Annotated in this window: 22 protein-coding genes and 1 other RNA gene; 7 read left to right on the top strand and 16 right to left on the bottom strand. The window is 53.2% G+C overall.

What is annotated here, in order from left to right:
* Nucleotides 1–124: 124 nt before the first annotated feature.
* On the top strand, nucleotides 125–856 hold the full coding sequence (locus tag EL111_RS00220) for a GntR family transcriptional regulator (RefSeq protein WP_123795746.1): 732 nt from the start codon (nucleotides 125–127) through the stop codon (nucleotides 854–856).
* 312 nt (nucleotides 857–1,168) lie between these two features.
* On the opposite strand, the gene EL111_RS00215 is transcribed toward EL111_RS00220, so the two are convergent.
* Nucleotides 1,169–1,399: a hypothetical protein gene (locus EL111_RS00215; protein WP_123795747.1), complete on the bottom strand. Its 231-nt coding sequence runs from the start codon at nucleotides 1,397–1,399 to the stop codon at nucleotides 1,169–1,171.
* A gap of 350 nt (nucleotides 1,400–1,749) precedes the next feature.
* A complete protein-coding gene (dinG, locus tag EL111_RS00210; protein ID WP_123795748.1) occupies nucleotides 1,750–3,927 on the bottom strand; it encodes an ATP-dependent DNA helicase DinG in 2,178 nt (725 codons plus the stop codon).
* A gap of 247 nt (nucleotides 3,928–4,174) precedes the next feature.
* Between dinG and EL111_RS00205 the strand changes: the two genes are divergently transcribed.
* From EL111_RS00205 to rnpB, 4 genes are all read left to right on the top strand, one after another.
* On the top strand, nucleotides 4,175–4,405 hold the full coding sequence (locus EL111_RS00205; RefSeq protein ID WP_123795824.1) for an exodeoxyribonuclease VII small subunit: 231 nt from the start codon (nucleotides 4,175–4,177) through the stop codon (nucleotides 4,403–4,405).
* Nucleotides 4,389–5,285: a polyprenyl synthetase family protein gene (locus tag EL111_RS00200; protein WP_123795749.1), complete on the top strand. Its 897-nt coding sequence runs from the start codon at nucleotides 4,389–4,391 to the stop codon at nucleotides 5,283–5,285. The genes EL111_RS00205 and EL111_RS00200 overlap by 17 nt, the downstream gene beginning before the upstream one ends.
* Nucleotides 5,286–5,343: 58 nt before the next feature.
* Nucleotides 5,344–6,192 (top strand): ion transporter, encoded by an 849-nt coding sequence (locus EL111_RS00195; RefSeq protein WP_126325825.1) that lies wholly within the window; start codon nucleotides 5,344–5,346, stop codon nucleotides 6,190–6,192.
* Nucleotides 6,193–6,326: 134 nt separating this feature from the next.
* An RNA gene (gene rnpB / locus EL111_RS00190) (RNase P RNA component class A) lies at nucleotides 6,327–6,778 on the top strand.
* Between the two features lie 224 nt (nucleotides 6,779–7,002).
* Here rnpB and gltX read toward each other — a convergent pair.
* The 8 genes from gltX to gtdA form a co-directional block, all read right to left on the bottom strand.
* A complete protein-coding gene (gltX, locus tag EL111_RS00185; RefSeq protein WP_123795751.1) occupies nucleotides 7,003–8,397 on the bottom strand; it encodes a glutamate--tRNA ligase in 1,395 nt (464 codons plus the stop codon).
* A 152-nt stretch (nucleotides 8,398–8,549) separates the two neighbouring features.
* Nucleotides 8,550–9,833, bottom strand: coding sequence for a TRAP transporter large permease (locus EL111_RS00180; protein WP_123795752.1), 1,284 nt, complete (start codon nucleotides 9,831–9,833; stop codon nucleotides 8,550–8,552).
* 3 nt (nucleotides 9,834–9,836) lie between these two features.
* The gene (locus EL111_RS00175; RefSeq protein WP_123795753.1) at nucleotides 9,837–10,355 is read right to left on the bottom strand and encodes a TRAP transporter small permease; all 519 of its coding nucleotides are present in this window, start codon (nucleotides 10,353–10,355) and stop codon (nucleotides 9,837–9,839) included.
* A gap of 88 nt (nucleotides 10,356–10,443) precedes the next feature.
* Nucleotides 10,444–11,421: a TRAP transporter substrate-binding protein gene (locus EL111_RS00170; protein ID WP_162842988.1), complete on the bottom strand. Its 978-nt coding sequence runs from the start codon at nucleotides 11,419–11,421 to the stop codon at nucleotides 10,444–10,446.
* A gap of 213 nt (nucleotides 11,422–11,634) precedes the next feature.
* Complete coding sequence (locus EL111_RS00165; RefSeq protein WP_123795755.1) at nucleotides 11,635–12,834, bottom strand: 3-hydroxybenzoate 6-monooxygenase; 1,200 nt, start codon at nucleotides 12,832–12,834, stop codon at nucleotides 11,635–11,637.
* Nucleotides 12,835–12,905: 71 nt separating this feature from the next.
* Nucleotides 12,906–13,547: a maleylacetoacetate isomerase gene (maiA, locus tag EL111_RS00160; RefSeq protein ID WP_123795756.1), complete on the bottom strand. Its 642-nt coding sequence runs from the start codon at nucleotides 13,545–13,547 to the stop codon at nucleotides 12,906–12,908.
* 12 nt (nucleotides 13,548–13,559) lie between these two features.
* Entirely contained in the window at nucleotides 13,560–14,258 is a 699-nt protein-coding gene (locus EL111_RS00155) for a fumarylacetoacetate hydrolase family protein (protein ID WP_123795757.1), read from the bottom strand.
* Between the two features lie 52 nt (nucleotides 14,259–14,310).
* The gene (gene gtdA / locus EL111_RS00150; protein ID WP_123795758.1) at nucleotides 14,311–15,354 is read right to left on the bottom strand and encodes a gentisate 1,2-dioxygenase; all 1,044 of its coding nucleotides are present in this window, start codon (nucleotides 15,352–15,354) and stop codon (nucleotides 14,311–14,313) included.
* 120 nt (nucleotides 15,355–15,474) lie between these two features.
* On the opposite strand from gtdA, the gene EL111_RS00145 reads away from it, so the two are divergent.
* Together EL111_RS00145 and leuS are read left to right on the top strand one after the other, a co-directional pair.
* Nucleotides 15,475–16,398: a LysR family transcriptional regulator gene (locus EL111_RS00145; RefSeq protein WP_197717759.1), complete on the top strand. Its 924-nt coding sequence runs from the start codon at nucleotides 15,475–15,477 to the stop codon at nucleotides 16,396–16,398.
* 179 nt (nucleotides 16,399–16,577) lie between these two features.
* On the top strand, nucleotides 16,578–19,235 hold the full coding sequence (gene leuS / locus EL111_RS00140; RefSeq protein ID WP_123795762.1) for a leucine--tRNA ligase: 2,658 nt from the start codon (nucleotides 16,578–16,580) through the stop codon (nucleotides 19,233–19,235).
* 817 nt (nucleotides 19,236–20,052) lie between these two features.
* Here the strand turns inward: leuS and rarD are convergent.
* The 6 genes from rarD to EL111_RS00105 all read right to left on the bottom strand — a co-directional run bounded on the left by rarD (nucleotide 20,053) and on the right by EL111_RS00105 (nucleotide 26,374).
* Nucleotides 20,053–20,961: an EamA family transporter RarD gene (gene rarD / locus EL111_RS00135; RefSeq protein ID WP_123795763.1), complete on the bottom strand. Its 909-nt coding sequence runs from the start codon at nucleotides 20,959–20,961 to the stop codon at nucleotides 20,053–20,055.
* Nucleotides 20,962–21,340: 379 nt separating this feature from the next.
* Nucleotides 21,341–21,619 carry a DUF3079 domain-containing protein gene (locus tag EL111_RS00130; protein WP_123795765.1) on the bottom strand — a complete coding sequence of 93 codons (279 nt, stop codon included), beginning with the start codon at nucleotides 21,617–21,619 and terminating at the stop codon, nucleotides 21,341–21,343.
* A gap of 366 nt (nucleotides 21,620–21,985) precedes the next feature.
* The gene (gene glmS / locus EL111_RS00120; RefSeq protein WP_123795767.1) at nucleotides 21,986–23,824 is read right to left on the bottom strand and encodes a glutamine--fructose-6-phosphate transaminase (isomerizing); all 1,839 of its coding nucleotides are present in this window, start codon (nucleotides 23,822–23,824) and stop codon (nucleotides 21,986–21,988) included.
* A gap of 97 nt (nucleotides 23,825–23,921) precedes the next feature.
* Nucleotides 23,922–25,286 (bottom strand): bifunctional UDP-N-acetylglucosamine diphosphorylase/glucosamine-1-phosphate N-acetyltransferase GlmU, encoded by a 1,365-nt coding sequence (glmU, locus tag EL111_RS00115; protein ID WP_123795825.1) that lies wholly within the window; start codon nucleotides 25,284–25,286, stop codon nucleotides 23,922–23,924.
* A gap of 81 nt (nucleotides 25,287–25,367) precedes the next feature.
* Nucleotides 25,368–25,619: a spore cortex protein gene (locus EL111_RS00110; protein WP_123795769.1), complete on the bottom strand. Its 252-nt coding sequence runs from the start codon at nucleotides 25,617–25,619 to the stop codon at nucleotides 25,368–25,370.
* 107 nt (nucleotides 25,620–25,726) lie between these two features.
* Complete coding sequence (locus EL111_RS00105; protein WP_123795771.1) at nucleotides 25,727–26,374, bottom strand: pyrimidine 5'-nucleotidase; 648 nt, start codon at nucleotides 26,372–26,374, stop codon at nucleotides 25,727–25,729.
* Nucleotides 26,375–26,430: the final 56 nt, after the last annotated feature.

Below are 26,430 nucleotides of genomic sequence, written 5' to 3'. Positions count from 1 at the left end.
AAAAACATCAGTAGGTTCTATTCTCCAAAATAATCATTCATCTAGTCATATATATGACTAGATGAATGATTATTGGCAGACGTGTTATATTTGTCAATCAATCTTTTTATCCCAAAACGAAAAAATGGAATTCCATAACCTTCATATGGTGGGAAAGCTGCCGCGTTACGCACAAATCCGCCACCTTCTCCAACAAGAATTGGCCAAGCAGTCCTGGCCTGTAGGCGGGATGATTCCCAGCGAGCAAATGTTGGCCGAAACCTACGGGGTCTCCATAGGCACCATCAGAAAAGCCGTCGATTTATTAGTACGGGACGGTTTGTTGGACAAAGTGCAGGGAAAAGGTACGTTTGTGAAATATCCGGACTTTAACAGTTCGCTGACGCGTTTTTTCCGCCACCGCAATAAAGACGGCCTTCCCATTATTCCCGTCGGGAAAGTGGAAAAATTAACATCTATCGACGGCAACGGGGAAATCAATACTTTTTTGGGTCGGGCGGCACATGAACCTTTGATTTACATCGAGCGAACCCGCCGTTTGTCCGGCACCGTCATTGTCAGTGAAAAAATCTGGCTGCCCCGGGAGCCGTTTGCCGCGTTGCTCAAACTGAAACCCGAGCAATTCGATAATCTGCTGTATCCGCTCTACATCAAACAATGCGGACAGCTGATACTTTCCGCCCGCGAGCAATTGACTTTTCTTCCCCGCTATGCCGACGACTACCTGCCTGCAGGGAACAGCGGGGCAGCAGTAAAAATCCGCCGCTTCGCATACGGCATCAACGGGGAAGTATTGGAATATCGGGAATCTTATGGAAAGGCCGACGATTTTTGTTATGAAACAGTGATTGCCTGAATCAGCGTGCCAACTCCGCCTGAGGGCAGGATTCAGTTTGGTTTGCTTGTCCGTTAAAAAATCCAGCCGGCAGTAACTGAACATCTGCATCCTAGAGGGTAAGCCAATACAGCAGATGCGGTAAAAAAGGCCGTCTGCAAAAACACTTGTTTTGCAGACGGCCTTTTTTGCAGTCATTTCAAATAAAAGATAAAGTATAGTGGGATTCTTAAAAAACCGAACTGTGCAGGCAAACTGAGGCCTGAACTATATATTTCGCTTTTCCAGTCATAACACTATATTTTTGCCGTGTTATTTGATTTGACTACATCATCATTTACGCAAAAGGTGAGGATATTTTAAAGCGGAAAAATATTGGCGGCCATCTTTATCAAAATCGTATACATTACTAACGGATCTGATATTCTGCGGCGGTTCTTTTCCCGCTTTTAACAATTGCCGTGTGCAACGTCTGAATTTTCGGTTGGCAAACCGTTTGTCTTCTTTTTCACTTTTTGCATTTGTATAACCGCAAATTGGTGTTGTTTTGTAACTTTTGCTCATATGCGCTCCTAAAACTAAGTAAAGTACTTAGCTTTCTTTGAGCACCACTCCGTATTTGACTTTCATTGGTTTCCTTCCGGACTTTCAGATAATGGGTCGGTATGAGAATACATAGCGTAACCTAAAAAAAGCCGTCTGCAAAATCATTTTGCAGACGGCTTGAGGCCTTTGCAAAATTCATGACAAGGGCTTGTGGCGGGTTTTACCCCCTCCCGCTTGCTTGGGCTTTTTGAAGTGGTAACTTTCAAGGTATTCAATTTTCGGGCAGGTGTAAAACCCGCCCCTACCATCAGTTTTGGTTTGTTTCCTGTTTTTTTGCAAAAGGTCTCGGCTTTTTTGTATTTTTCAACTTAGCCTATCCGCTTAAACGGCGGCAGACAGGACAACAGCTGCTGGCCGTAGCGTTGGGTTTTGACGCGGTTGTCGAGAATGGTAACGCGGCCGTAGTCTTGTTCGGTGCGGATGAGCCTGCCGACGGCCTGCACGAGTTTTATGCTGGCTTCGGGTACGGTGATTTCGATAAAGGGATTGCCGCCGCGCTGTTCGATCCAGCGGTTTTGGGTTTTTTCGATGGGATTGTCGGGCATGGAAAACGGCAGTTTGGCAATGATGACCTGTACGCAGGCTTCGCCGGGCAGGTCGAGGCCTTCGGCGAAACTGTCGAGGCCGAAGATGATGCTGGCTTTGCCGGCCTGCAGGGCTTCGTAATGGCGTTGCAGTAAGACGGCTTTGGGCAGCTCGCCCTGTATCAGGAGCAGCGGCAGGTAGTCGTCGGGCAGGCGAAGGGCGACATCCTGCATTTGTTTGCGCGAGGAAAACAAGACCAGCGTGCCGATGGCTTCTTCGGCGGAAATGAGCTTGGGCAGCCATTCGACGGCGGCGGCGGTGTGCGCGGCGGGGTCTTTGGGGCTGGCGTGGACGGGCGGGATATAAAGCTCGCCCTGCGTTGCGAAATCAAACGGACTTTCAAGGGCGAGGGTAGTCGTTTCGGGCAGCCATGCCAAACCGGTTTGCCGCAGCAGCAGGTTGAAGTTGCCCAGCGATTGCAGGGTGGCGGAGGTCAGGACGGCACCTGCTGCCCGCCGCCACAGACTGTTGGCCAGATGGTTGGCACTGCTGATGGGGCTGGCGTTGAAAATATAGTCGTTTTTGTCGTCGATACGGCGGGTAATCCATTTTGCCAACGGCTCTTCGCCTTCGGCGGGCACGGTGGCAAACAAATCCCATACGGCGCTGATTTGTTCGATACGGGCGGTAAACAGGCCGAATTCGCTGCTGAGGCGGTCGATTAAGGCACTGTCCTGCTCTTTGTCGCGGCGGGCGGCGGAAAGTGCGTCGTTCAGGCCGTAGGTGTGTTTGAGCAGGCTGCGGGCGGCAACGGCGGTATTGGAAACCAGAAGTTCCAAACCTTTGGGAATTTTGCCGTCCTGCCACAGCCAGACCGGTTCGCTGTTTTTGCGGTTGAAATCGCTGCTGCTTTCAGCGTGCGCCTCGCCGTGGGACTGCCTGATGCTCATTTCCGGCTCTTCGGCAAGGTGGAACTGCCATTCGTGCATGCTGTCGAGCAGCGATACGGCGGCTTCGTCGGCCAAGTTGGCCAGTTCCGCCTTGTCGGTGACGGCGGCGATTCTGCCCGTGATTTGCGGCAGTTTTTCCAATGACCAGACGGCGGTGTTCCATGAATGTTCGGCGGCAAACTGGCTCAGGGCTTTTTTCGGCAGATGGTGCGCCTCGTCGATACAGTAAAAGCTGTTTTCCGGCGCGGGCAGGATAACGCCTCCGCCCATGCTGATGTCGGCCAGCAGCAAATCATGGTTGGCTACGACGACATCAACCGTTTCCAATACTTCGCGTGCCAGATAAAACGGACATTCGGCGCGGTTGGGGCAGGCCGCTTTCAGGCAGCCGTGGCGGTCGTTGGTGATACGGAACCACAAGCCGTCGTCGATTTTTTCCGGCCACGCATCGCGGTCGCCGTTGTAACGGCGGGCGGCAAATTCATCGGCCAGCGTGCGCAAAGTATCCAGCTCTTCTTTTTTCGGCTTGGTATCCCATAACACGGCAGGTGCTTCAAAACCGAGCAGGCTTTGCTGCGCGTTGCCTTTGGTGAGCTGGTAGAGTTTGTAGGGGCAGAGATAACGTCCGCGCCCTTTGGCCAGCGCAAACGTCAGTTCCAGACCGCTTTTTTCCACCAAAAACGGCAAATCGCGGTCAACCAACTGTTCCTGCAAAGCCACCGTCGCACTGGATACAATCAGCTTTTTGCCCCGTGTCTGCGCCATAATCCCGCCCGCCAGAAGGTAGGCGAGCGATTTGCCCACGCCGGTGGGCCCTTCGATGACGGCAATACTCTCGCCCTCGCGCTTCGGTGCTTCGCCGCCCTCTTCACGCACCAAAGTGCGTGAAAACGCGTTGGCCACCGCCGCAATCATTTCCCGCTGCGAGGTGCGCGGGCGGAAATTGGGCAGGTTTTTGCCGATGTTTTGGTAGTGGTCGCGGATGGCGTTTTTTTCGAGGTCGGTAAGCATGAGAGGCCGTCTGAAAAATAGGCAGTAACGGCTATTTTAGCACTTTTGGCAGCAGTAAGGCCGTCTGCAAATCAGGGGATAGCATATGCAGACGGCCTTTTTATGGATATAGCCATTTTAATTTAGGTTGGGACAAGGCAGCAGACAATACGCGTAGTCCGGCAAGGTGCAGCAAAGCGGCATCAAACTCAATTAAAACGACTATAAAAATGCTACAATGCCTTTTTGTTTTACCGACATCAAACCCATGAAAAAAAACGCCGCCCCCAAATCTTTTGAAGAGGCCGTCAAACGCCTCGAAGTGCTGACCCAGGCCATGCAGAGCAGCGATATGCCGCTGGAAGACGCGCTGGCCGCCTATCAGGAAGGCAACGGGCTCGTGCAGTATTGCCAAAACAAACTGGCCGAAGTCGAACAGAAATTGCAGGTGTTGGACGCAGGCGAAGTGAAGGAGTTGAATCTTGACCCAAGCGAATGATTTGAAAGCGTGGCAGCAAAAAGCCCAAGCGCAAACCGAGCTGGTGTTGGAACGCCTGTTGCCGTCTGAAACCCAAATACCGCAGCGTTTGCACGAAGCCATGCGTTACGTTACCCTTGGTGGCGGCAAACGCCTGCGCCCCTTGCTGGTGTTGGCGGCCTCCGAATTGGGCGATGCCGATTTGACCGCCGTCGAGCAGGCGATGGGCGCGATTGAAATGGTGCACGTCTATTCATTGGTACACGACGATATGCCCGCGATGGACAACGACAGCCTGCGCCGCGGCAAGCCGACCTGCCATGTGCAATATGGCGAAGCTACCGCGCTGTTGGTCGGCGACGCGCTGCAAACACAGGCGTTTGAGGTATTGAGCCGCCCGACTGCCCTACCTGCCGAACGCCGGCTTAAAATGTTGTCCGTATTGGCAAAAGCCTCCGGCAGTCTCGGCATGGCGGGCGGGCAGGCCATCGACTTGGCCAATGTCGGCAAACCCATGAATCAAGCCGAATTGAAGCAAATGCACGGCCTCAAAACCGGCGCACTCATCCGCGCCGCTGTGGTTTTGGGCGCACTTGCCTGCCCCGATTTGGGCGACGGTGAAATCGACCGCCTCGACTGCTACGCCGCCAAGCTCGGCCTCGCCTTCCAAGTGATTGACGATGTGCTCGACTGCGAAGCCGACACCGCTACATTGGGTAAAACCGCAGGCAAGGATGCGGACAACGATAAGCCGACTTATGTGAAACTGATGGGTTTGAGCGAAGCCCGTGTTTATGCCGAAGAGCTGATTGCCGAAGCGGTGGCGTTGTTGCAGCCGTTTGGCGAAAAAGCCGCACATTTGCGGCAGTTGGCAGAATTTGTTACGGCGCGGAAGAATTAGTGATGGTTTAAATAGTTGACGGTATGCTGATAGCGAATAATCGAATAGGAAAAAAGAAATGCACAACAGCATTTTAAAAAAATTCATTGAGAGCAATTTATTTGAAAATATTATTCTGGCTTGCATCATATCCAATGCAGTTATTTTGGGCTTGATGACATCTAAGAGTTTATCTGCTTCATATACAGATTTTTTTACCTATGCCAATAACTTTTTTCTTGCGATATTTGCTATCGAAATTTCCTTAAAGTTATTAGATTACCGTCAAAAATTTTTCTACGATAATTGGAATATTTTTGACTTCTTTATTGTGTTATTTGCTTTAATTATTGAGAGTAGTGAATTTTCCTTGTTTCGGGCATTTCGTATTATAAGGATTTTACGCTTATTTTCAGTTGTTCCAAAAATTAGGCTGATTACGCAAGCATTATTGAAAAGTTCTTACTCTATGCTGGGTGTGGCCATCTTGCTGCTCATTATTTTTTATGTATATGCTGTTTTGGGAACGCACCTGTATAGTGAGGACTTTCCTCAATATTTTGGATCGTTTAATGAAAGTTTTTACACTTTCTTCCAGATTATGACTTTTGATAGTTGGTCGAGCGGGATTGTACGACCACTTATGGAAGCCCATCCATATTCTTGGATTTTGTTTATTAGTTTTTTATTGATAGTTAGCTATATTATTTTGAATATTGCTATTGGTATTGTAGTGGACTGTATCGGAGAAATAAAAAGTGATTCCAATATGGAAGATACAATCCGCTATCATCATGAAACATTAGATAAAATTACTCATCTTGAGCAAGAAATTATTGCATTAAAAGAATTGGTTAAATCAGAAAAAATTACCCCCTCCCCCCCCCCCACACACACACTACATCTTCTCTTAGGAAAGATTGAGTAATTAGAGAGAATCAGATTAGGAAAAGTTTTGGAAACATCAAGTTTTCCGCGTGGTTATTTATAGAAAAAGGCCGTCTGCAAAACCGTTTTGCAGACGGCCTTTTTCCCATTTCATGCTATAATCCGCCCCGCACACCGCTCGGACAGACAGTCGCTGCGTATCGCGTAAGGCATACGGGGAGGAAAGTCCGGGCTCCAAAGAGCAGAATGCCGGCTAACGGCCGGGCGCGGTAACGCGACGGAAAGTGGAACAGAGAGCAGAACCGCCGATGGTTCACGTTGCAGCCTTTTGAGTCATTACAAGGCAGCCAACCGCAGGTTGTATAGGCAGTACGGCACGGCTGGCGCAGTAGGGCGCAAAAGGCTGCAACGTGAGCACAGGTAAGGGTGAAAAGGTGCGGTAAGAGCGCACCGTGCGGCTGGTAACAGTCCGCAGCAGGCTAAACCCCATTCGGAGCAAGACCAAACAGAACGCATTGACGCTGCTCGCCGAGCGTTCGGGTAGGTTGCTGGAGCGTGCCGGTAACGGTTCGCCTAGAGGAATGACTGTCCGACGACAGAACCCGGCTTATCGTCTGAACGGTGTGCCTTTATTTTATAGTCGAATAAAATAAGAATGATACAGCGTTGCTTTGCCTTGCCGTACTATGTGTACTGTCTGCGGCTTCGCTGCCTTGTCTCATTCTTATTTTATTCGACTATATAGTCATTGAACACAGAAAATGGCGATAAAAAGCCGTCTGTAAAACAGCCGAAGAAATCTGAATTTCTATCAGGGCTGTTTTACAGACGGCTTTTTACTGTTCGGCGTTTAGGAACGGATGCGGCGCAACACTTCTTCCCTGCCGATTAAGGCCAATACCGCGTCCACGCTCGGAGTTTTGGCTGTACCGCACACCGCGAGGCGCAGCGGCATACCGAGTTTGCCCATTTTGATGCCTTCTTCGTCGCAGAAAGGTTTGAACAAATCGTGAATTGCTTCGGCATTCCAATCGGCCAAGCCTTCCAGTTTGTCGGCAAAGCGCAGCATACGCGCGGCGGCATCTTCGTCCCAATGTTTGGCAAGGTCGGCTTCGGCAGGCGTTTGTTTTTCATAGAAATACAGACACTCGTCGGCCAAGGTGTTCAAATCTTGGGCGCGGTCTTTTACCAAAGCCAATACGTCCTCCAATGCGGGTGCGGTTGTGTCGCCGATACCGCGGACGGCGAGCCGTTCTTCCAGCAGCGCGGCAAGCGTACTGTTGGGCGTGATTTTGATGTGCTCGCCGTTGATCCAGTAGAGCTTTTTCAAATCCATGCGGCTCGGCGACGGGGAAACGTCTTTCAAATCAAACCATTCGACAAACTGCTGCATGGTGAAAAATTCGTCGTCGCCGTGCGCCCACCCTAAGCGCGCCAGATAGTTGAGCATGGCTTCGGGCAGGATACCCATCGCGCCGAAATCGGTAATCGCCACGGTGTCGCCGCTGCGCTTGGAGATTTTTTTGCCTTGCTCGTTGAGAATCATCGGCAGATGGGCGTATTCGGGCAGGGCGGCACCCATTGCTTTTAAAATATTGATTTGTTTGGGCGTATTGTTGACATGATCGTCGCCGCGGATAACGTGGGTCACACCCATGTCGAAGTCGTCGACCACCACGCAGAAGTTGTAGGTGGGCGTGCCGTCGGCGCGGGCGATGATTAAATCGTCCAACGCTTCATTGGGGATGGAAATTTCGCCCTTCACCAAATCCTGCCAGCGGGTTACGCCGTCTGTCGGCGTTTTGAAGCGCACCACCGGCTCTACGCCTTCGGGAACGGGCGGCAGGGTTTTGCCCGCTTCCGGGCGCCAGCGGCGGTCGTAGGTAGCCGTACCTTCTTTTTCGGCTTTTTCGCGCATGGCTTCCAGCTCTTCTTTGCTGCAATAGCAATAGTAGGCCGCACCTTTTTCCAAGAGTTCGGCAATCACTTCTTTGTAGCGGTCGAAGCGGCGGGTTTGGTAGATGACGTTGTCGGCGTTGTCATAATTCAGGCCGACCCAGTTCATGCCGTCGAGAATAATATTGACCGATTCGGCGGTGGAGCGTGCCAAGTCGGTATCTTCGATACGCAGCAAAAATTCACCTTTGTGTTTGCGTGCGTAAGCCCATGAAAACAGAGCGGTACGCACGCCGCCGATATGCAGGTAGCCGGTGGGGCTGGGGGCGAAACGGGTTTTGACGGTCATGGCTTTTCCGATATTGAGATGATGTAAAGCGTTATTGTATAGCGGGACGGGGGAGAAACCAAGTCAAAGACACGCCGCTTAGAGGGCTGACGGCAAAGGCCGTCTGCAAATCGTTCCTACTTACGGAATTTACAGACGGCATTTGAGTGCGGTTATTTTGACAGCACCAGTTTCGGCAACCATGTGGATAATTCCGGTATGGCAGCCAGTAGTACCAGCATGGCGGTTACTGCCAGTAGAAACGGGACAAGTTGCCTCACCAGCGCACTCATTCTGACTTGGGTTTGTGCCATCACGACAAACAGGCCCGGGCCGACCGGCGGCGTAAGCACACCAATAGCTGTTGCGATCGTGCAGATTACACCGAACTGTACCGGATCGATGCCAAGCTGTTTCACTACGGGCATAAGAATCGGTACCAAAACAATCAATGCGCTGATGCTTTCCAAAAACATGCCCAATAAAATCAACACCGCGGCCACCAGTAGCATAAACCCGAACGGGGAAGTTGTCAGCGAGCCGACGAATGCGACCAGTTGGTCCGGAATCCCTTGGAAGGTCAGTACCCAGCTTAACAGTGAAGCTGCTGCAATCAGTCCGCAAATTGTGGCGGTCAACAGGCAGACCGACAGGAAAATGCCGGACAAATCACGGATTTTGATTTCGCCGTAGGCAAAACACAAAATAAAAGCAATCAGCGAAGCTACCGCACCGGCTTCGGTTGGTGTCATGATGCCTGCGGCGATGCCGGCTACAATCACACCGGGAATCATGCCCGGCAGCAGCCCGTCAAACAAGATTTTCCGTAGTGGCAGCTTCGGAGAAATATGGGTGGAAGTTTCAGGGATCTGTTTGGTCAGTATGCCGGTTGCGAATACGACCGCACATAAGCCGAAGAAAATCAGCGTAGCAGGAATGATGCCGGCGATAAACAGCGGAATAATCGGCTGCACAGCCACCACGCTGTAAATAATCATCAGCATGGAAGGCGGGAAAATCGGACCGAGCAGCCCGCCGGAAACCGTTACCGCGCTGGCAAATGCTTTATCGTACCCTTGCTTTTCCATGGGCGGAATCATCACACGGCTCATGACACCGATTTGCGCTACTGCCGAGCCGAGTATTGAAGCTGCCAGCGCATTGGTGGCGAGGTTGGTATAAGCCAAACCGCCTTTCAAACGGCCGACAAACAGTTCCGTTACCGCAATCAGCCGCCGGGTCAGCCCGCCTTTGTTCATGATTTCGCCCACCAGTACAAACAGCGGAACAGCCAACAGACTGCCTGTTTCCAGAGAATTGAAAAACCGGAGCGGTACGCTGCCCATCAATATTTCCTGTCCGTCGGTAAACATAAACAGCAGTGCGGCACACAAAATGGCGGCATAAATCGGAAAACCGATCAGCAGCAATATCAAAAAAACCGTTAACGTCCACATTGTTCACTCTCCTGTCGGTTTGGGGCAGACAACTTCGGTTTGACTGCCCGTACAATGATTTACCGTTACTACGGTTTGGTGGAGACACAACAGCGTCAGTGCAACCGGCAAAGCGGCAAACGTGTACCATCTCGGCAGGCCGGTCGTGCCGCTGATTTCAGCCTGTACTTCAGGGCGCAATACCCATTCCCACGCGTAAAAACACAAAACGGTCATCAATGCCAGCAGTAGCGTGTTTGAAACCAGTGCGACAGCCGTGCGTGCTTTTCCGTTCAATTTGCCGATAACAAAATCAATACAGATATGCTGCTTGGTATGGGTCAGGTAGGCCAGTCCGAGGGCAGTAATGAAAGCCAGAAGTTGGGTGCTGATTTCTTCCGCCCAAAACAGCGGCGCATTGAAAAAATACCGCAACACCACTTGGATAACCATAATCAGCGTCAATATGCCGCAAAATACTGCCAACAGCCATTGTTCGCCCCGCGCGATACCGCTGTCGAGACGGTTGAGTAGGGATAACATGGTTTTCTCCTTTGTTGTGATGATGAATATCCGTGCTGTACTGTTTTGCAGACGGCATATCGGGGGTCAGGCCGTCTGCAAATGCCTGTTATGGTGTTGCGACTTGCACTTCACGGTAAAAACGAGCCAGCAGGGTGTTTTGGCGGCGGTAATCTGCTGCAACGTGCAAGGCAATATCGGCAAACGGCTGCAAGTTTGCGTCTTGCAGTTTGACACCCTCACGCAGTACGGTTTGCAGATTTCTGTTTTCGGCGGCAACTGCTTCGGCATAACCCCATTGCTCCGCTTCACGCACCGCTTCTCTCAAAATCCGGCGTTTGCTGTCGTCCAAACCGTCCCAATACCGCTTGGATACCACAATAACTGCAGGAAAAGCCATGTGGTTGCTCATGGTCAGATACGGGGCTTGCTGGTAAAACTTCATGCCGGCCAACGCATCCAAATCGATGTCTACCGCGTCCAAAAGATTGGTGGCGAGTGCGGGAGCGACTTCCGACAGCGGCAGCGGAGTCGGGGCCGCACCGTTGCTGCGCCAAAAATCACGATAAACCGGATTGGGAAACGCGCGTACTTTGCGGTTTTTCAAGTCAGCGGGGCGTTTGACCGGCGACAGCGACAAAACATGCCGCATACCGGCGAAACCATAACCCATACCAATCATGCCGTGTTTGTCCAGCCTGCCCAGCATTTCCCGTGCGGCGGGGGAGGAAGCGGATGCGGAGGCATGGCGCACATCACGGAACAAATAGGGTATGGACCAGCCTAAGAATGCCGGTTCGCGGTTGGCCAGTGATCCGGCAGTAAGGATGGCCATCGGCATCGCACCCGAACGCAGCATATCCATCATCAGCCCTTCCGAACCGAGTTTGCTGAGCGGACTGACGGCAATTTTCATTTTGCCTCCGCTTTTTTCCTGTACATTTTTATCAATTTGTACGGCGATTTTGTGCCAAACGTGGCTGGGTGGGGTAACGTGGCCGAGTTTCAAAGTCTCGGCATGTACTGACCATGTGGCAAGGCAGAATGGCAATGCCGCAAGAAAACGCGGGATTCTCAGATATTTCACGGCGCTTCTCCTTTTTGCTGAATAAAAAAGGCAGAGTGGTAAACCGGCGGACGGCGTTTGAGGGTTGGAGGAACAACAACCGTCGCGGTATGGGCTTGCCTTATGTTCGCGTTTCATTTCTCCGGTGGTGCTGTATTATTTTTTTATGTTGTTTGCAGACGGCATGAGCGGTTTATGCCGTCTGCAAAAGCAGTATGCAGAGACGTTAAACGTTTAGGTTTCGTCCAAACAGTTTTCTGCCTTCCAGCCGTGCAGCCATTCCAAAGCATCGTACAACTGCTCCTGCGTTTTGCCTTTCCATAAGCTGTTGCGTACCAACCGTTCCACACCCGCCGCATGGTAGATGCGTCCCATTTCCCGTGCGGAATACAATACGCGGGCAGTACGCGGAATACGGGCACGGTCGTAATGTGCGAAGGCAGCGGAGTAATCGAAATCATAGCGGCGCAATGCCGAGCCGATTGCAACAGCATCTTCCAGCGCCTGACATGCGCCTTGTGCCAAATACTGCGTCATCGGGTGTGCGGCATCACCCAGCAGGGTGATACGTCCGAAGCTCCAGCGCTCTACCGGATCACGGTCGGCAGTTGCCCAACGTTTCCAAGAAGTCGGGCGGTCGAGCATTTGGAAAGGCTGCGGGTGCACGCCTTGGAAGTACGACAGCACTTCTTCTTTGCTGCCTTCGGTTACTCCCCATTCTTCCTGCCGGCGGCTGTGGAACGTTACCACCAAGTTATACTGCTTGCCGCCGCGTAAAGGATAGTGCACCAGATGGCATTTCGGCCCGGCCCAGACAACAGGCGCATTTTGGCGCAAATCCTCCGGCATATTTTCTTCATCGACAACGGCGCGGTACACGACATGACCGGTTACTTTTGCTTCATCACCGATAAGTTGACGGCGCACTACCGATTTCACACCGTCGCAACCGATAATGGCATCAGCGGTGTAGCGGTTTCCGTTTTGGTCATCGGCCCATGCGCCGTTTTCATCTTGTCCGACCGAAACGATTTCGGTGGCCGTTTGAAAACGGATGGCAGGGTGCTGTCTGACTGATTCTAAAATGGACAAATGAATGTCGGCACGGTGGATAACCGCATAAGGGTTGCCGAAACGCCGGCGGTAGGCTTCCCCTACATCGATTTCCACCACAGGTTCTGCGGTGGTGCCGTCCATCAAACGCAGGTTGTCGGTAAATACAGAGCGTGCGCGGGCAGTATCGCCTACGCCCAATGCGTCTAATGCGGCGAAAGCGTTTGCGCCGAGTTGGATTCCGGCTCCGATTTCGCCAATCTGTTGTGCTTGCTCTAAAACCAGTACGTCCGCACCTGCTTGTGCAGCAGCCAGTGCCGCGGCCAAACCGCCGATGCCGCCTCCGATAATCAGGATTTGAGGTTTGGATTGCCCGTTCATGATGTTCTCCTTTGTAGATTTGTGTTTTTTATCTATTGGGGCCGTCTGCAAAATGGATATTTGCAGACGGCCTAGCTGCCGACGTAATCCGACTGCCGTTCGGGAGCAGCTTGGATAAAAGCTGGATGTTTCAGGGCGTGTGCGGCAACCGCGTTTAAAAGCGGGTAAGCGTCTAAATCGCAATTCATGCGTGAGGCATTGGCCAGTTGAGGAATCAGACAGCAGTCGGCAAGCGTCGGAGCGTTACCGAAACACCATTCGCCGCCGTCATGCCGTCGGAGCAGTTCCTCTGCTTTGCCGAGGCCGTCTGCAATCCAATGGGCATACCATTGGTTTTTGCGAGTCTCGTCCAATCCTGATTCATCTTGCAGATAACGCAGTACGCGCAGGTTGTTGAGCGGATGCAGGTCGCAGGCAATCAGGTAGCTGAACTCCAATACCCGTGCCCGTAATACCGCTGCCTCGGGAATCAGTTGCGGCTGAGGGTAGCGGCGGTCGAGGTAGTCGATGATCGCCAGCGACTGCCCCAAGCGCAAACCGTTATCTTCCAAAGTGGGAACGAATCCGGCAGGGTTGATGGAGCTATATTCCGCCGAATGCTGTAAGCCGTTGCGGATATTGATGCCCTCGCTTTCTGCAGACAGTCCTTTCAGGTTGAGTGCGATACGCACGCGGTAGGAGGCCGAGCTGTTAAAAAAACCGTACAGTTTCATGTTCTGTCCTTTTTATGCTACATCGACCGCCAGTCCGCCCAAGCCGTCAATACGGACCTGCATTTTGTCGCCGCGCACCACTGCACCTACACCTTCGGGCGTGCCGGTAAATACAATATCTCCGGGTTCTAAGGCAAACAGCTTGGAGAGATAGGAAACGGTTTCCGCTACCGACCAAATCAGATTACGGATATCACTTTGTTGGCGCGTTTCTCCGTTTACCGTCAGAGCAATGCGGCCGGATTGGATGTGCCCGACTTCGGAGACGGGATAAATTGGTCCGACAGGTGCGGAGTAATCGAAGGCTTTGCCAATTTCCCAAGGTCGCCCCATTTCGCGCATTTTCATTTGTAAATCGCGGCGGGTCATGTCTAAGCCGACGGCATAACCCCAAACGTGTTCCAAAGCATTTTCCACGGAGATGTCCCGTCCTGCTTTACCGATAACGGCAACCAATTCGGCTTCGTAATGCAGATTTTCCGTTTGAGTCGGGTAGGGGAATGCGTAAGTTTTGTCTTCTTCCACAGGTACGACGGCATCGGCGGGCTTACAAAAGAAAAACGGTGGTTCGCGGTCGGGGTTAAATCCCATTTCCCGTGCATGGGCGGCGTAGTTGCGTCCGACGCAATACACCCGGCGCACGGGGAAAAGAGCATCGCTTCCGACTACCGGAATGGTGGTAACGGCGGGTGGGGTAACGGCATAATTCATAATCTTCCTTTCGATTGGGTGGAGTGCAGGTTGGTTTTACAGACGGCCTGTTTCATTCTCTGGCTTCACGCAGCAGCCCGAAAGCCTCCAATACCGGGCGGTCGGAATAGCTGAACAAAACGACGTCTCCGCTGTCGTCCGCTTCCAAACGGACGGGATACCAAGACGGGACAACGAAAATATCGCGTGGTGAAAAACGGAATGACTCCTCGCCGATATAGACGGTGCCGCTGCCTTCTACCGCTGTATAAACCGTTGAGTCCGAGCTGCGGTAGGTTTTTCCTTTGAATCCTTTAGGCAGATATTGCAGAAATGTTCCGATGGTCGGCATTGCCCAGCCGCCGTTGGACGGATTGATATAGCGCATTTTCACACCGTCGTATTCGTCTAACGCTTCAAAACGGTAAAGTTTGTCGAGTGCTTCACGGCTGCGTTCGTAGGGGTAACTGAAAATCGGAGAAGTTGTACCGGACGGCTTGTGGCGCACCGGCACCATGTTGTAGCCGAAGCGGGCAAAACTTTCGCCTTCGTGTTTGCAGACGGCTTGTTCTTTAACCGTATTGTTTTCGGCAAAACCGGCATCCAATGCGGCAATCAGAGGAATATCCAAGCCGTCCAACCACACGACCGGTTCGCCGCCGTGCTCTGCCGAGGGGTTGCCGTGGTCATGCCAATTCCACGACGGCGTGATGATGAAGTCTCCCGGGTTCATGGTGGTACGTTCGCCGTTTACAGCCGTCCATGCTCCGCGTCCTTCCAATACAAAGCGTAATGCCGATTGTGTATGGCGGTGGCTGGGGGCGGTTTCACCCGGCAGAATGAGTTGGATACCGGCATACAGTGATTGGGTAATGCTGGATTTGCCCGGTAAGGCGGGGTTTTCCAGCACCAACACGCGGCGCACAGCCTCTTCCGCCGTAATCAATTCTCCTGCTGCCATCACATAAGGACGCATTTCTTCATATTTCCAAATGGCCGGAACGATGGTGGGACGGGGCGATTCTGTAACAAGGTTGTGCAGCGACAACCACAGCGGCGACAGGTTTTGACCGGCAAGCTGCCGGTAATATTCCCGACGTTGATTTTCCAAAGACATGGTTTGCTCCTCCTTAATGTCCATGCAGACTACATTCGGCTACATTGCGTTAATATGCCTGTGAATATATGATATGAAAAATAATATTTTCGTATAATGTATAACAAAAAGGATATGGCTTTGGGAGATTGGACACGCCGTGTCAGACTGCGGCATTTGGAAATCGTGTTGGCATTGGCGGAGAGCGGTAACATCAGTCAAACCGCCGAAAGTCTCAATATGACCCAGCCGGGCATTTCCCGCTGGTTGAAAGAGTTGGAAGACGACATCGGGCTGACATTGTTTGTACGCCACGCAAGGGGGTTGAAGCCGACCCATCATGGAGAAATTCTGATTGCTCATGCCCGCGAACTGGTGAACTATCTGGATTTGACCCGCGACGATTTGAACGCCTGCAAGCAGCACGGCAACGGCATTGTCCGTCTCGGCTGCTCCGGTGCGGTGACCACCAACACCGCACCTCTTGCCGCTGCCATGCTGACCGAAAAGTTGCCCCAATGCCGTCTGAATATTACGGAAAGTACCATGGATACGTTGCTCGGACAGTTGGCACAGGGCAGTTTGGATATTGTAATCGGCCGCTCCGCCAACCGCCTGCTGCCTGAGGGCATTGGGCATGAAACCATTTACACCGAGCCGCTGTATTTTATTTCCGGCACGATGCACCCGCTGGCACAAGTAAAAAATCTCGAGTGGAATGAACTCTACCGCTACCGATGGCTGGTGTGGCCGCCCAATACACCGATAAGGCAAGAATTGGAAAGCGTACTGTTGCAGGCGCAACAAAGCCTTCCCGACAATGCCATCGAAAGCAATTCCGCCAATTTCAACCTCAATATGCTTGCCCGTACCGACTTCATCAGCGTGGCTTCTGCGCGCACCGCCCGCCGTTGGCAGTATTTCGGGCTGATTGCCGTACTTGATTTGACTTTGCCTGTGTCGGGATCGGTGTCCGCATTTTGGCGAACCGACAGTCTCAAACGCCCTGCCGTCGCGCAGGCACTCGATATTATCCGCCAAGCGGCTGACCGCACGGAAAGCTGACGGCGAAGGCCGTTTGCAAAAAACGTATGGGGCGGTATGGGAAAAATATTTGGCCGGGATCGTTTTGCAGACGGCTTTTTGGGTTATTTTCGATGACGCTCAAGCGGATAGGCTGCGAATCGGCTATAATCGGCGTTTGAAATTTTTATTTTGACAACGCCTTTGCAAAGCAAACCATCATGCAAGAACAATACCAACCCTCCGCCGTCGAGCCGGCGGCACAAGCCAAATGGGAAGAAGCCCGTTTGTTCAACGTATCCGAAGACGCTTCCAAGCCCAAATACTACTGCCTCTCCATGTTCCCCTATCCCAGCGGCAAGCTGCACATGGGGCATGTGCGCAACTACACCATCGGCGACGTATTGAGCCGTTACAAGCTGCTCAACGGTTTCAACGTGTTGCAGCCTATGGGTTGGGACGCGTTCGGCATGCCTGCCGAAAACGCGGCGATGAAAAACAACGTCGCCCCCGCCGCTTGGACTTACGACAACATCGAATACATGAAAACCCAGCTCAAAAGCCTGGGCTTTGCGATTGACTGGGAACGCGAAGTAGCCACCTGCAAACAGGAATACTACCACTGGGAGCAATGGCTGTTTACCAAGCTGTTTGAAAAAGGCATCGTTTACCGCAAAAACGGCACGGTCAACTGGGATCCGGTCGACCAAACCGTATTGGCCAACGAGCAGGTCATCGACGGGCGCGGCTGGCGCAGCGGTGCGCTGATTGAAAAGCGCGAAATCCCGATGTATTACTTCAAAATCACCGACTACGCGGAAGAGCTGCTGAACGATTTGGACAAGCTCGAACACTGGCCGGAGCAAGTGAAAACCATGCAGCGCAACTGGATCGGCAAATCGCGCGGCATGACCGTGCGCTTTTCCGTGGACGAAGCCAGCCAAGCCGGTTTGGAAGGTGATTACGCGCAATTTTTGCAGGTGTACACCACCCGTCCCGATACGCTGATGGGCGCGACTTATGTGGCCGTGGCCGCCGAACATCCGCTGGCGGCTGCCGCCGCTGCCGACAAGCCCGAATTGCAGGATTTCATTGCCGAATGCAAAGCGGGCAGCGTGGCCGAGGCGGACATGGCGACGATGGAGAAAAAAGGCGTGCCGACCGGCCGTTATGTAATCAATCCGCTCAACGGCGACAAACTGGAAGTGTGGATTGCCAACTATGTATTGTGGGGCTACGGCGACGGCGCGGTGATGGCCGTACCCGCCCATGACGAACGCGATTTCGAGTTTGCCAACAAATACAACCTGCCGATCAAACAAGTCATTTCTGTTGACAACCAACCGTTTGACCATACGCAGTGGCAGGAATGGTATGCCGACAAAGAAAACGGCGTATTGGTCAACAGCAATGAATTTGACGGCCTGAATTTTCAGACGGCCTTTGATGCCATCGCCGCCAAGCTGCAAAGCCGAAACGCGGGCGAGCCGAAAACGCAATACCGCCTGCGCGACTGGGGCATTTCCCGACAACGCTACTGGGGCTGCCCGATTCCGATTATCCATTGCGAAAAATGCGGCGACGTAACCGTTCCCGCCGACCAACTGCCTGTTACCCTGCCTGAAAACGTCGTTCCCGACGGCATGGGTTCGCCGTTGGCGAAAATGCCCGAATTTTACGAAACAACCTGTCCTTGCTGCGGCGGCGCGGCCAAACGCGAAACCGATACCATGGACACCTTCATGGAATCGAGCTGGTATTTCTTCCGCTATATGTCGCCCGGATTTGCAGACGGCATGGTCGCTCCCGAAGCCGCACAATACTGGGGCGCGGTCGACCAATACATCGGCGGTATCGAACACGCGATTCTGCATTTGCTTTACGCACGCTTCTTCACCAAACTGATGCGCGACGAAGGTTTGGTGAAAGTAGACGAGCCGTTCGAGCGTCTGCTCACGCAAGGCATGGTGGTTTGCGAAACCTATTACCGCGAAAACGAAAAAGGCGGCAAAGACTGGATCAATCCCGCCGATGTCGAGCTGACCTTCGACGAAAAAGGCCGCCCCGTATCCGCCGTATTGAAAGCAGACGGCCTGCCCGTCATCATCAGCGGCACGGAAAAAATGTCGAAATCGAAAAACAACGGCGTCGATCCGCAAGAATTAATCGAAGCCTACGGCGCCGATACCGCCCGCCTGTTTATGATGTTTGCCTCGCCGCCGGAACAATCGCTGGAATGGAGCGATTCGGGCGTAGAAGGCGCGCACCGCTTCCTGCGCCGCCTGTGGCGCACCGTATTCGAATACCGCAAACAAGGCGGTACCGTTGCCGCGTTTGCCGGCAGCCAAGACGGTTTGGCGAAAGAATTGAAAGAGCTGCGCCACAAGCTGCACAGCACCATCGCCAAAGTCAGCGACGACTACGGCCGCCGCCAGCAGTTCAACACCGCCGTTGCCGCCGTGATGGAACTGCTCAACCAGTTCGATAAAACCGACACTTCGGGCGAACAAGGCCGCGCCGTGGCACAGGAAGTACTCGAAGCCGCCGTACGCCTGCTGTGGCCGATTGTGCCGCACATCTGCGAAGCCTTGTGGAGCGAATTGAAGCCGAATGTAACCGAAGGAAATCCCGTAGGGGAAAACCTGTGGACAGCAGGCTGGCCGCAAGTTGATGAAGCCGCTTTGGTGAAATCGGAAATCGAAATCATGGTGCAGGTCAACGGCAAGCTGCGCGGCAAAATCACCGTTGCCGCCGATGCTTCCAAAGCCGACCTTGAGGCGGCTGCCCTCGCCAGCGAAGGCGCGGTACGTTTCATGGAAGGCAAAGCACCGAAGAAAGTCATCGTTGTACCGGGACGCTTGGTGAATATCGTGGTGTAATGCCAAGCTGTTGATTAGAAAGCATAAAGGCCGTCTGCAAAATCACACTTTGCAGACGGCCTTTTTCGCTTTCAGGCGGTTTTCAGGTTGGTGGGCGTGGTTGGGTAGAAGAAGAATGAGTTAGGATAAGAGCATATCGCATCGTCCTCACACCGAATGATACGGCGTTTCCGCGTTTTGTCTAAGGAGGGAGTTTGACGAAACGGCTGAAGCAGTAATCCGCCAACCCGGCGGAGGCGCGGTGTGCTTTATGGAAGGCAAAGCACCGAAGAAAGTGATTGTTGTACGGGACGCTTGGTGAATATTGTGGTGAAATACCAAACTATTGATTAGGAAACATAAAGGCCGTCTGCAAATTATAGTCATTTAAAATAAGAATGATACAGCGTTGCTTTGCCTTGTCGTACTATCTGTACTGTCTGCGGCTTCGCTGCCTTGTCTCATTCTTATTTTATTCGACTATAGATTTGCAGACGGCCTTTACGGTTTGCAGCTTGACTGCTTTGTCGCGCTCTGTGTTATCCGACTATATCAAAACCTATATAAAAACGGCAATGGCCAAAAACGGCGGTCGGAGCAGGTTTTATTCCTGTGCGCCTGCTTGGCTTTGGGAAAGTTTAGATTTTCGATATTGTTTATCGGCTATAAATCCTGTTTTTGCGGGCTGGCGCATGGGATTTTACAACAGTTTGGGTTTGCCGTTTGGTTGGCACACTTGGAGCAGATGGAAGCAGGGTAAGGGCAGGGCAAGGCAAGGACGTATCTTGTTGTTTGCTTTCGATACGGATTTGCCGTTGTTTTGCCGTATGGTTGATGTTCAGCGGTTGGCAGGCGTACGCTGGCGTTTGATGCCCGCGCCTGCGATATATACGGCAATGCCCAGCCATACCCATGCGTAGCCGGTAAACCGTTGCAGGTCGAATGTTTCGCCAAACAGGGTCAGTCCGAGGAAAAACTGCATACTCGGCGACAAATACTGAATCATGCCCAAATCGCTCATGCTGATGCGTTTGGCTCCGGCGGCGAACATCAGCAGCGGCAGTACCGTAACCGCCCCCGAGCCGATGACAACGGCGGTTTGCAGGGTGTTCAGGCTGCCGAATACCAATTCTCCCCGTATGGCGGTATAGCCCAAATAGGCCAGTGCGAAAGGCAGCATCAGCAGCGTTTCCACCGTCATGCCGGTCAGCGCGTCCACCGGGGCGAGTTTGCGTAATAAACTGTACACGCCGAAGCTGACGGCCAAAATCAATGCAATCCACGGTACGTGTCCTGCGGGGAGGGCAAGCCACATAATGCCGGTCAGTGCCAGCACGATGGCGGCGGTTTGGGTTCGACTGAGGTTTTCTTTGAAGAATATCCGGCCAAACGCGATGTTGACCAGTGGCGAAATGAAATAGCCGAGGCTGGCGTCCAGTATGTAATGACGGGAAATTGCCCACAGATAAACCAGCCAGTTGATTGAAATGGCCGCCGCCGAGCAGGCCAGCGTCAGCAGCAGACGGCGGTCGGCGAAGACGTTGAACAAGGCGTTTCCCTGTTTCATGATCAGCAATACCGCCACAGCAAACACCGCCGACCAACTGACACGCTGCGCCATGATTTGCCCGGCATCGATGGGTGCGGCGGTAACGGGATACCAGTAAAGCGGGAACAAGCCCCAAATCAGGTAGCAGCCCAGCGCGAACAGCAGACCTTTGCGGTATTCTTCGACAGGAGTTTTCATATGGGATCAATCGGTTCAATCAAATGTGTGGAAACGGGCGTAAAAAGTTTTGCGTGCGCGGGCTGTATCAAACGGTTTGATGTTGTGTGGTTGGGGATAAGCGTTATCGGCAGCAGTACCCAGGCCGTCTGCAAATCAGACGGTCTGCCGCGGACGGGTCATCATGGTTGGTGTTGAGGTCATACCGATAGCCGGTCTGCCGAGGTTTTCGTGCTGCTTGGGTGGAATACCAACTGGAATATCAAAGCGTGCGGCATTTATTGGGAAAACGGGTTTATTCTAGCAGAAATTACCTTATCCGAACGGACAGAGGCGATAAATGCGGTATGCGGGGCGGCGGGCAGACGGCTTGGCGGTGCGGCCAACAAGCTGCCTGTTTTCAGACGGCTTTGTTTTTCAGCGGCAGTTTGATGTGCGGCTTGGTGGCTTTTTCTTCAACAATCGGAATGGTTTTCAGCCCGAGTTGTACTTGCTGCTCGTCGCTCAGAAGGTTGCTCCAGTCGCCGTGTTTGTACCATTCGGAGCCGTCGAGTTCGATGGGGTGTTGGATACGTTCGCAGCCGTTGCCGCACTGCAGGTCGTCTTCACGGCAGTATTTGTCGCAACCCCAGCAAATACGTTCGGGTTTTTTCGGGGCGATGGGAAATTTTTTTGCCATGTCGGGTCGGGTGTGTGTGTTGGGATAGTTGGAATTATAAAGGATTTGTGATGCCGTCTGAAAAATGCGGCGCGGGTTTTACTTGATTTGAAGGCGGTTTGTTAAAAATTGTGAGTGTGGTGGTCTGCTTCATGACAACAGACGGGAATTTGCTGCTTGGCTGCACGATTTTTCCCAAATATAGTCATTTAAAATAAGAATGATACAGCGTTGCTTTGCCTTGCCGTACTATGTGTACTGTCTGCGGCTTCGCTGCCTTGTCTCATTCTTATTTTATTCGACTATACAGAAGAGAAAATGCGAAAAGGCCGTCTGCATTTTCGATTTGCAGACGGCCTTTGTGCGCCAAATCACGGCGGAGGTTGATTATTCAACGGTAACCGATTTGGCCAAATTGCGCGGTTTGTCCACATCGGTACCGCGTGCCAATGCCGCATGGTAAGAGAGCAGCTGCACCGGAATGGTGTGCACAATCGGCGACAACACGCCGACATGGCGCGGCGTGCGGATAACGTGTACGCCTTCGCTTTCGGCAAAGTTGCTGTCGAGGTCGGTAAACACAAACAGTTCGCCGCCGCGTGCGCCGACTTCCTGCATATTGGCTTTTACTTTGTCGAGCAGTACGTTGTTGGGGGCAATCACCACGACCGGCATATTTTCGTCCACCAGTGCCAGCGGGCCGTGTTTCAACTCGCCCGCCGGGTAGGCTTCGGCATGGATATAGGTGATTTCTTTCAGCTTGAGCGCGCCTTCGAGGGCAATCGGGAAGTGGATACCGCGGCCGAGGAACAAGGCACTGTTTTTCTTGGCGAATTTCTGCGCCCATGCGGCGATTTGCGGCTCAAGGTTCAATACGTGCTGGATGCTGCCCGGCAGTTGGCGCAATTCTTCGACGTATTGGCGTGCCTGTGCGTCGGAAACGTGGCCGCGCAGTTTGCCCAAAGTCACCGCCAAACCGAAGAGTACGACCAGTTGGGTGGTGAAGGCTTTGGTGGAGGCTACGCCGATTTCTGCGCCGGCGCGGGTGTAGAGCACCAATTCGCTTTCGCGCGGCAGGGCGGATTCCATCACGTTGCAAATCGACAGGCTGTGGGTTTGCCCCAGAGACTGGGCGTATTTCAACGCTTCCATGGTATCCAGCGTTTCGCCGGATTGGGAAATGGTGATGACCAGCTGTTTCGGATCGGCAATCACGTCGCGGTAGCGGTATTCGCTGGCGATTTCGACATCGGTCGGGATTTTGGCGATGGATTCCAGCCAGTATTTGGCAGTCAGGGCGGAGTAGTAGGACGTGCCGCAGGCCAGAATCTTAATGCCGGTGATTTCGTTGAATACTCCGCGTGCTTTCTCTCCGAAGTTTTCCGGCTCGAAGCCGCCTTCGAGGAACACTTCCGCGGTGTCGGCAATGGCGCGGGGTTGTTCGTGGATTTCTTTCTGCATGAAGTGGCTGTACGGGCCGAGTTCCAGTGAGGCCAGCGACAGTTCGGACATTTTTACTTCGCGTTTGGTTTCCGCGCCGGTTTTATCAATCAGCTTTTGAATGCCGTCTGCGGTTAAGAGAGCGATGTCGCCGTCTTCCAGATAGGAGATTTTGCGGGTAAAGGCGATGACGGCGGATACGTCGGAGGCAATAAAGGTTTCCTGTTCGCCGAATGCCACCAAAAGCGGGCAGCCCATGCGCGCCACCACCATTTCTTGGGTGTTTTCTTGCGAAATCACGGCGATGGCGTATGCGCCGTGGAAGTTTCGGGTGGCTGCCTGTACGGCTGCGTATAAATCGCCGCCGTTTTGCGAATATTCGTGGTTGACGCTGTGGGCGATGACTTCGGTATCGGTTTGCGATTCGAATACATAACCCAAGCCTTGCAGGCGTTCGCGCTCGGCTTCAAAGTTTTCGATGATGCCGTTGTGCACCACGGCAATCATGCCGCCCGAAATATGCGGGTGGGCGTTCGGCTCGGTTACGCCGCCGTGGGTCGCCCAACGGGTGTGGCCGATGCCGATGTGGCCGTGGATACCTTTTTCGCGGGCTGCGTCTTCCATGAGTTGGACGCGGCCGACACGGCGCACGCGGCGGATTTTTTCGCCGGTGTGCACGGCGATGCCCGAAGAGTCATAGCCGCGGTATTCGAGACGTTTCAAGCCGTCGGTTAAAAAATCTACTACATTGTGGTTGGCGCGGATGGCGCCGACGATACCGCACATATTCAGTTCCTTAGTATCAAAATGTTAACAATGTGCCGCGTGTTCCGGCAGTTTGAAAAGCAGACGGCATCAAATCGTTATGCCGTCTGCAAAGGGTTTATTTGGCGGGCTTTTCCGGACGTACCCAGCCTTCAATCACGGTTTGGCGGGCGCGGGCAATGGCCAGACGGCCGTCTGCAACGTTTTTGTTGATGGCGCTGCCCGCACCGGTGGTCACGCGGTTGCCGATGACCACGGGCGCAACCAAAACGCTGTTGGAGCCGATGCGCACTTCGTCGCCGATAACGGTTTTGTGTTTGTTCACGCCGTCGTAGTTGGCAATGATGGTGCCTGCGCCGAAGTTGGTTTTGCTGCCGACTTCCGCATCGCCGATGTAGGTGAGGTGGTTGGCTTTGGTGCCTGCGCCGATGGAGGCGTTTTTCACTTCGACAAAGTTGCCGATGTGGACATCTGCCGCCAGTTTCGCTTGCGGGCGCAAACGGGCGTACGGGCCGATGACGTTGTTTTCGCCGACTTCGCAGTCTTCCAATGATGAGAACGGGGCGATTTTGCTGCCGGAGGCGATTTTGGCATTTTTAATCACGCAGTTGGCACCGATTTCCACATCATCGCCGATTTCCACATCGCCCTCAATCACAACATTGACATCAATCACCACGTCCTGACCGTGTTTCAGACGGCCTCTCAAATCAAAACGGGCAGGGTCGCGCAGGGTTACGCCGGCTTTGAGCAGCGCTTGCGCCTGTTCGGTTTGGAAAATGCGCTCGAGTTCGGCCAGTTGCACTTTATTGTTGACACCGGCCGCCAGATGAGAGGCGCGCACTTGTACGGGGTGTACGGCGATGCCGTCTGCATTGGCCAGCGCGATCAGGTCGGTGAGGTAGTATTCGCCTTGGGCGTTGTTGCTGGAGAGGCTGTTCAGCCAGCCTGCGAGTTTGGCATTGGGCAGCACCAAAATGCCGGTATTGGTTTCTTTGACTGCTTTTTGTGCGGCATCCGCGTCTTTTTCTTCAACGATGGCAACCACTTTTCCGCCTTCGCGGATGATGCGGCCGTAGCCGGTGGGGTTGTCGAGTACGTCGGTCAAGAGGCCGACTTCGCTGCCCGCAGCATCGAGCAGGGCTTGCAGGGTCGCGGTATCGGTCAGCGGCACGTCGCCGTAGAGTACCAACGTGCGGCCTTCTTCCGGCAGGTGCGGCAGTGCGGTTTTGACGGCGTGGCCGGTGCCGAGCTGTTCGGTCTGCTCCACCCATACCACATCGCGTTTTACTTTTTCCAATACTTGCTCTTTGCCGTGGCCGATTACCACGCAGATGCTGTCGGGATTCAGTTCGGCGGCGGTGTCAATCACGCGCGCCACCATTGGTTTGCCGCCGATTTCGTGCAGCACTTTCGGCATTTTGGAATACATGCGCGTGCCTTTGCCGGCGGCGAGGATGACGATGTGCAGGTTTTGGGTCATTTCGGTTACTTTCGTTACGTTTGGGCTGTCGGTATGCCGTCTGCAAATGTGTCGGTTGTGTGTTTCAAACGGCATGAGGGGTTATTTTGAGGGTTTTTCCCATGTTGTCCTGCGGACTTCGTGTTGGCTGTCCGGTGCGGGCTTGACGGCGTGCGGCTCGGGGCGGTATTGGTTGTAGTTCATATTGGGAGAGTATGTGCCGTCTTGGTAGTAAACACGCGCGCCTTTTTCGTATTTCGGGCGCAGTGTGGTTTTGCCTTCGGCATTTTGGTAGGTTTCCCACGCGCAGCCGGAAAGGACGGCGGCGGCGAGAAGCAGGGCTGGGTAACGCATGGTGTGTCCTAAAAATGATGAGGGTGGGCAGCCGGCCGATGCCGGTATCCGCCGTGTTGGGAAATTATGTTTATTGTAATGAATTTGCAGCGTTATTCCTACTTACCTTACCCGATTTTGCGTATGCCCCATTCTGCCAGCGCGTGCATGTCGGCAGCGGCAAAGTCGACAAACGGCAGGTTGTGGGCGTGTGCGCTGAACCATACGGTTTGCATACCCAGTATTTTTGCGGCGTGCAGGTTGTCGGCGCTGTCGTCCACCATGATACATTGTTCGGGCGCGCTGCTAAGCAGGCGGCAGACGGTTTGATAGGCTTGCGGGTGCGGTTTGTAGAGCAGGCCGAAATCGTCCGTACCCAGCAGGCGGTCGAATTGCTTGTGCAAACCGAGTGCGCCGACGATTGCCTGTACATAAAAAGACGGGCCGTTGGAAAAGACGGCTTTGCGTCCTTGCAGACGGCTTAATGTTTCTGCCGTGCCGTTTACGGGAACCAGTGCGGCCAGCAGGTCGGCAATCGGGTGGCTGGCACGCAGAAATTCGCTGATGTCGATTTCAGGGTGGTGGATTTGCAGTCCGGCCAGTGTTGCGCCGTATTTGTGCCAATAATCTTGGCGCAGGTGCGAGGCGGCGGCAGTATCGATTTGCAGACGGCCTGCGATGTAATCGGTCATGGCGCGGTTGATGAGGGTAAAGATACCGGCATCGGCATGGTGCAGCGTGTTGTCGAGGTCGAACAGCCAAACGGGTCGGGTCATGGTAGGGTTTCGTGCGGACAAATATTTGGTATGATGATACCCGAATCGGGAAGAAC

The sequence above is a fragment of the Neisseria animalis genome, from assembly GCF_900636515.1.
Lineage (GTDB): Bacteria > Pseudomonadota > Gammaproteobacteria > Burkholderiales > Neisseriaceae > Neisseria > Neisseria animalis.
This window is presented reverse-complemented; position numbering and strand designations above follow the sequence as displayed.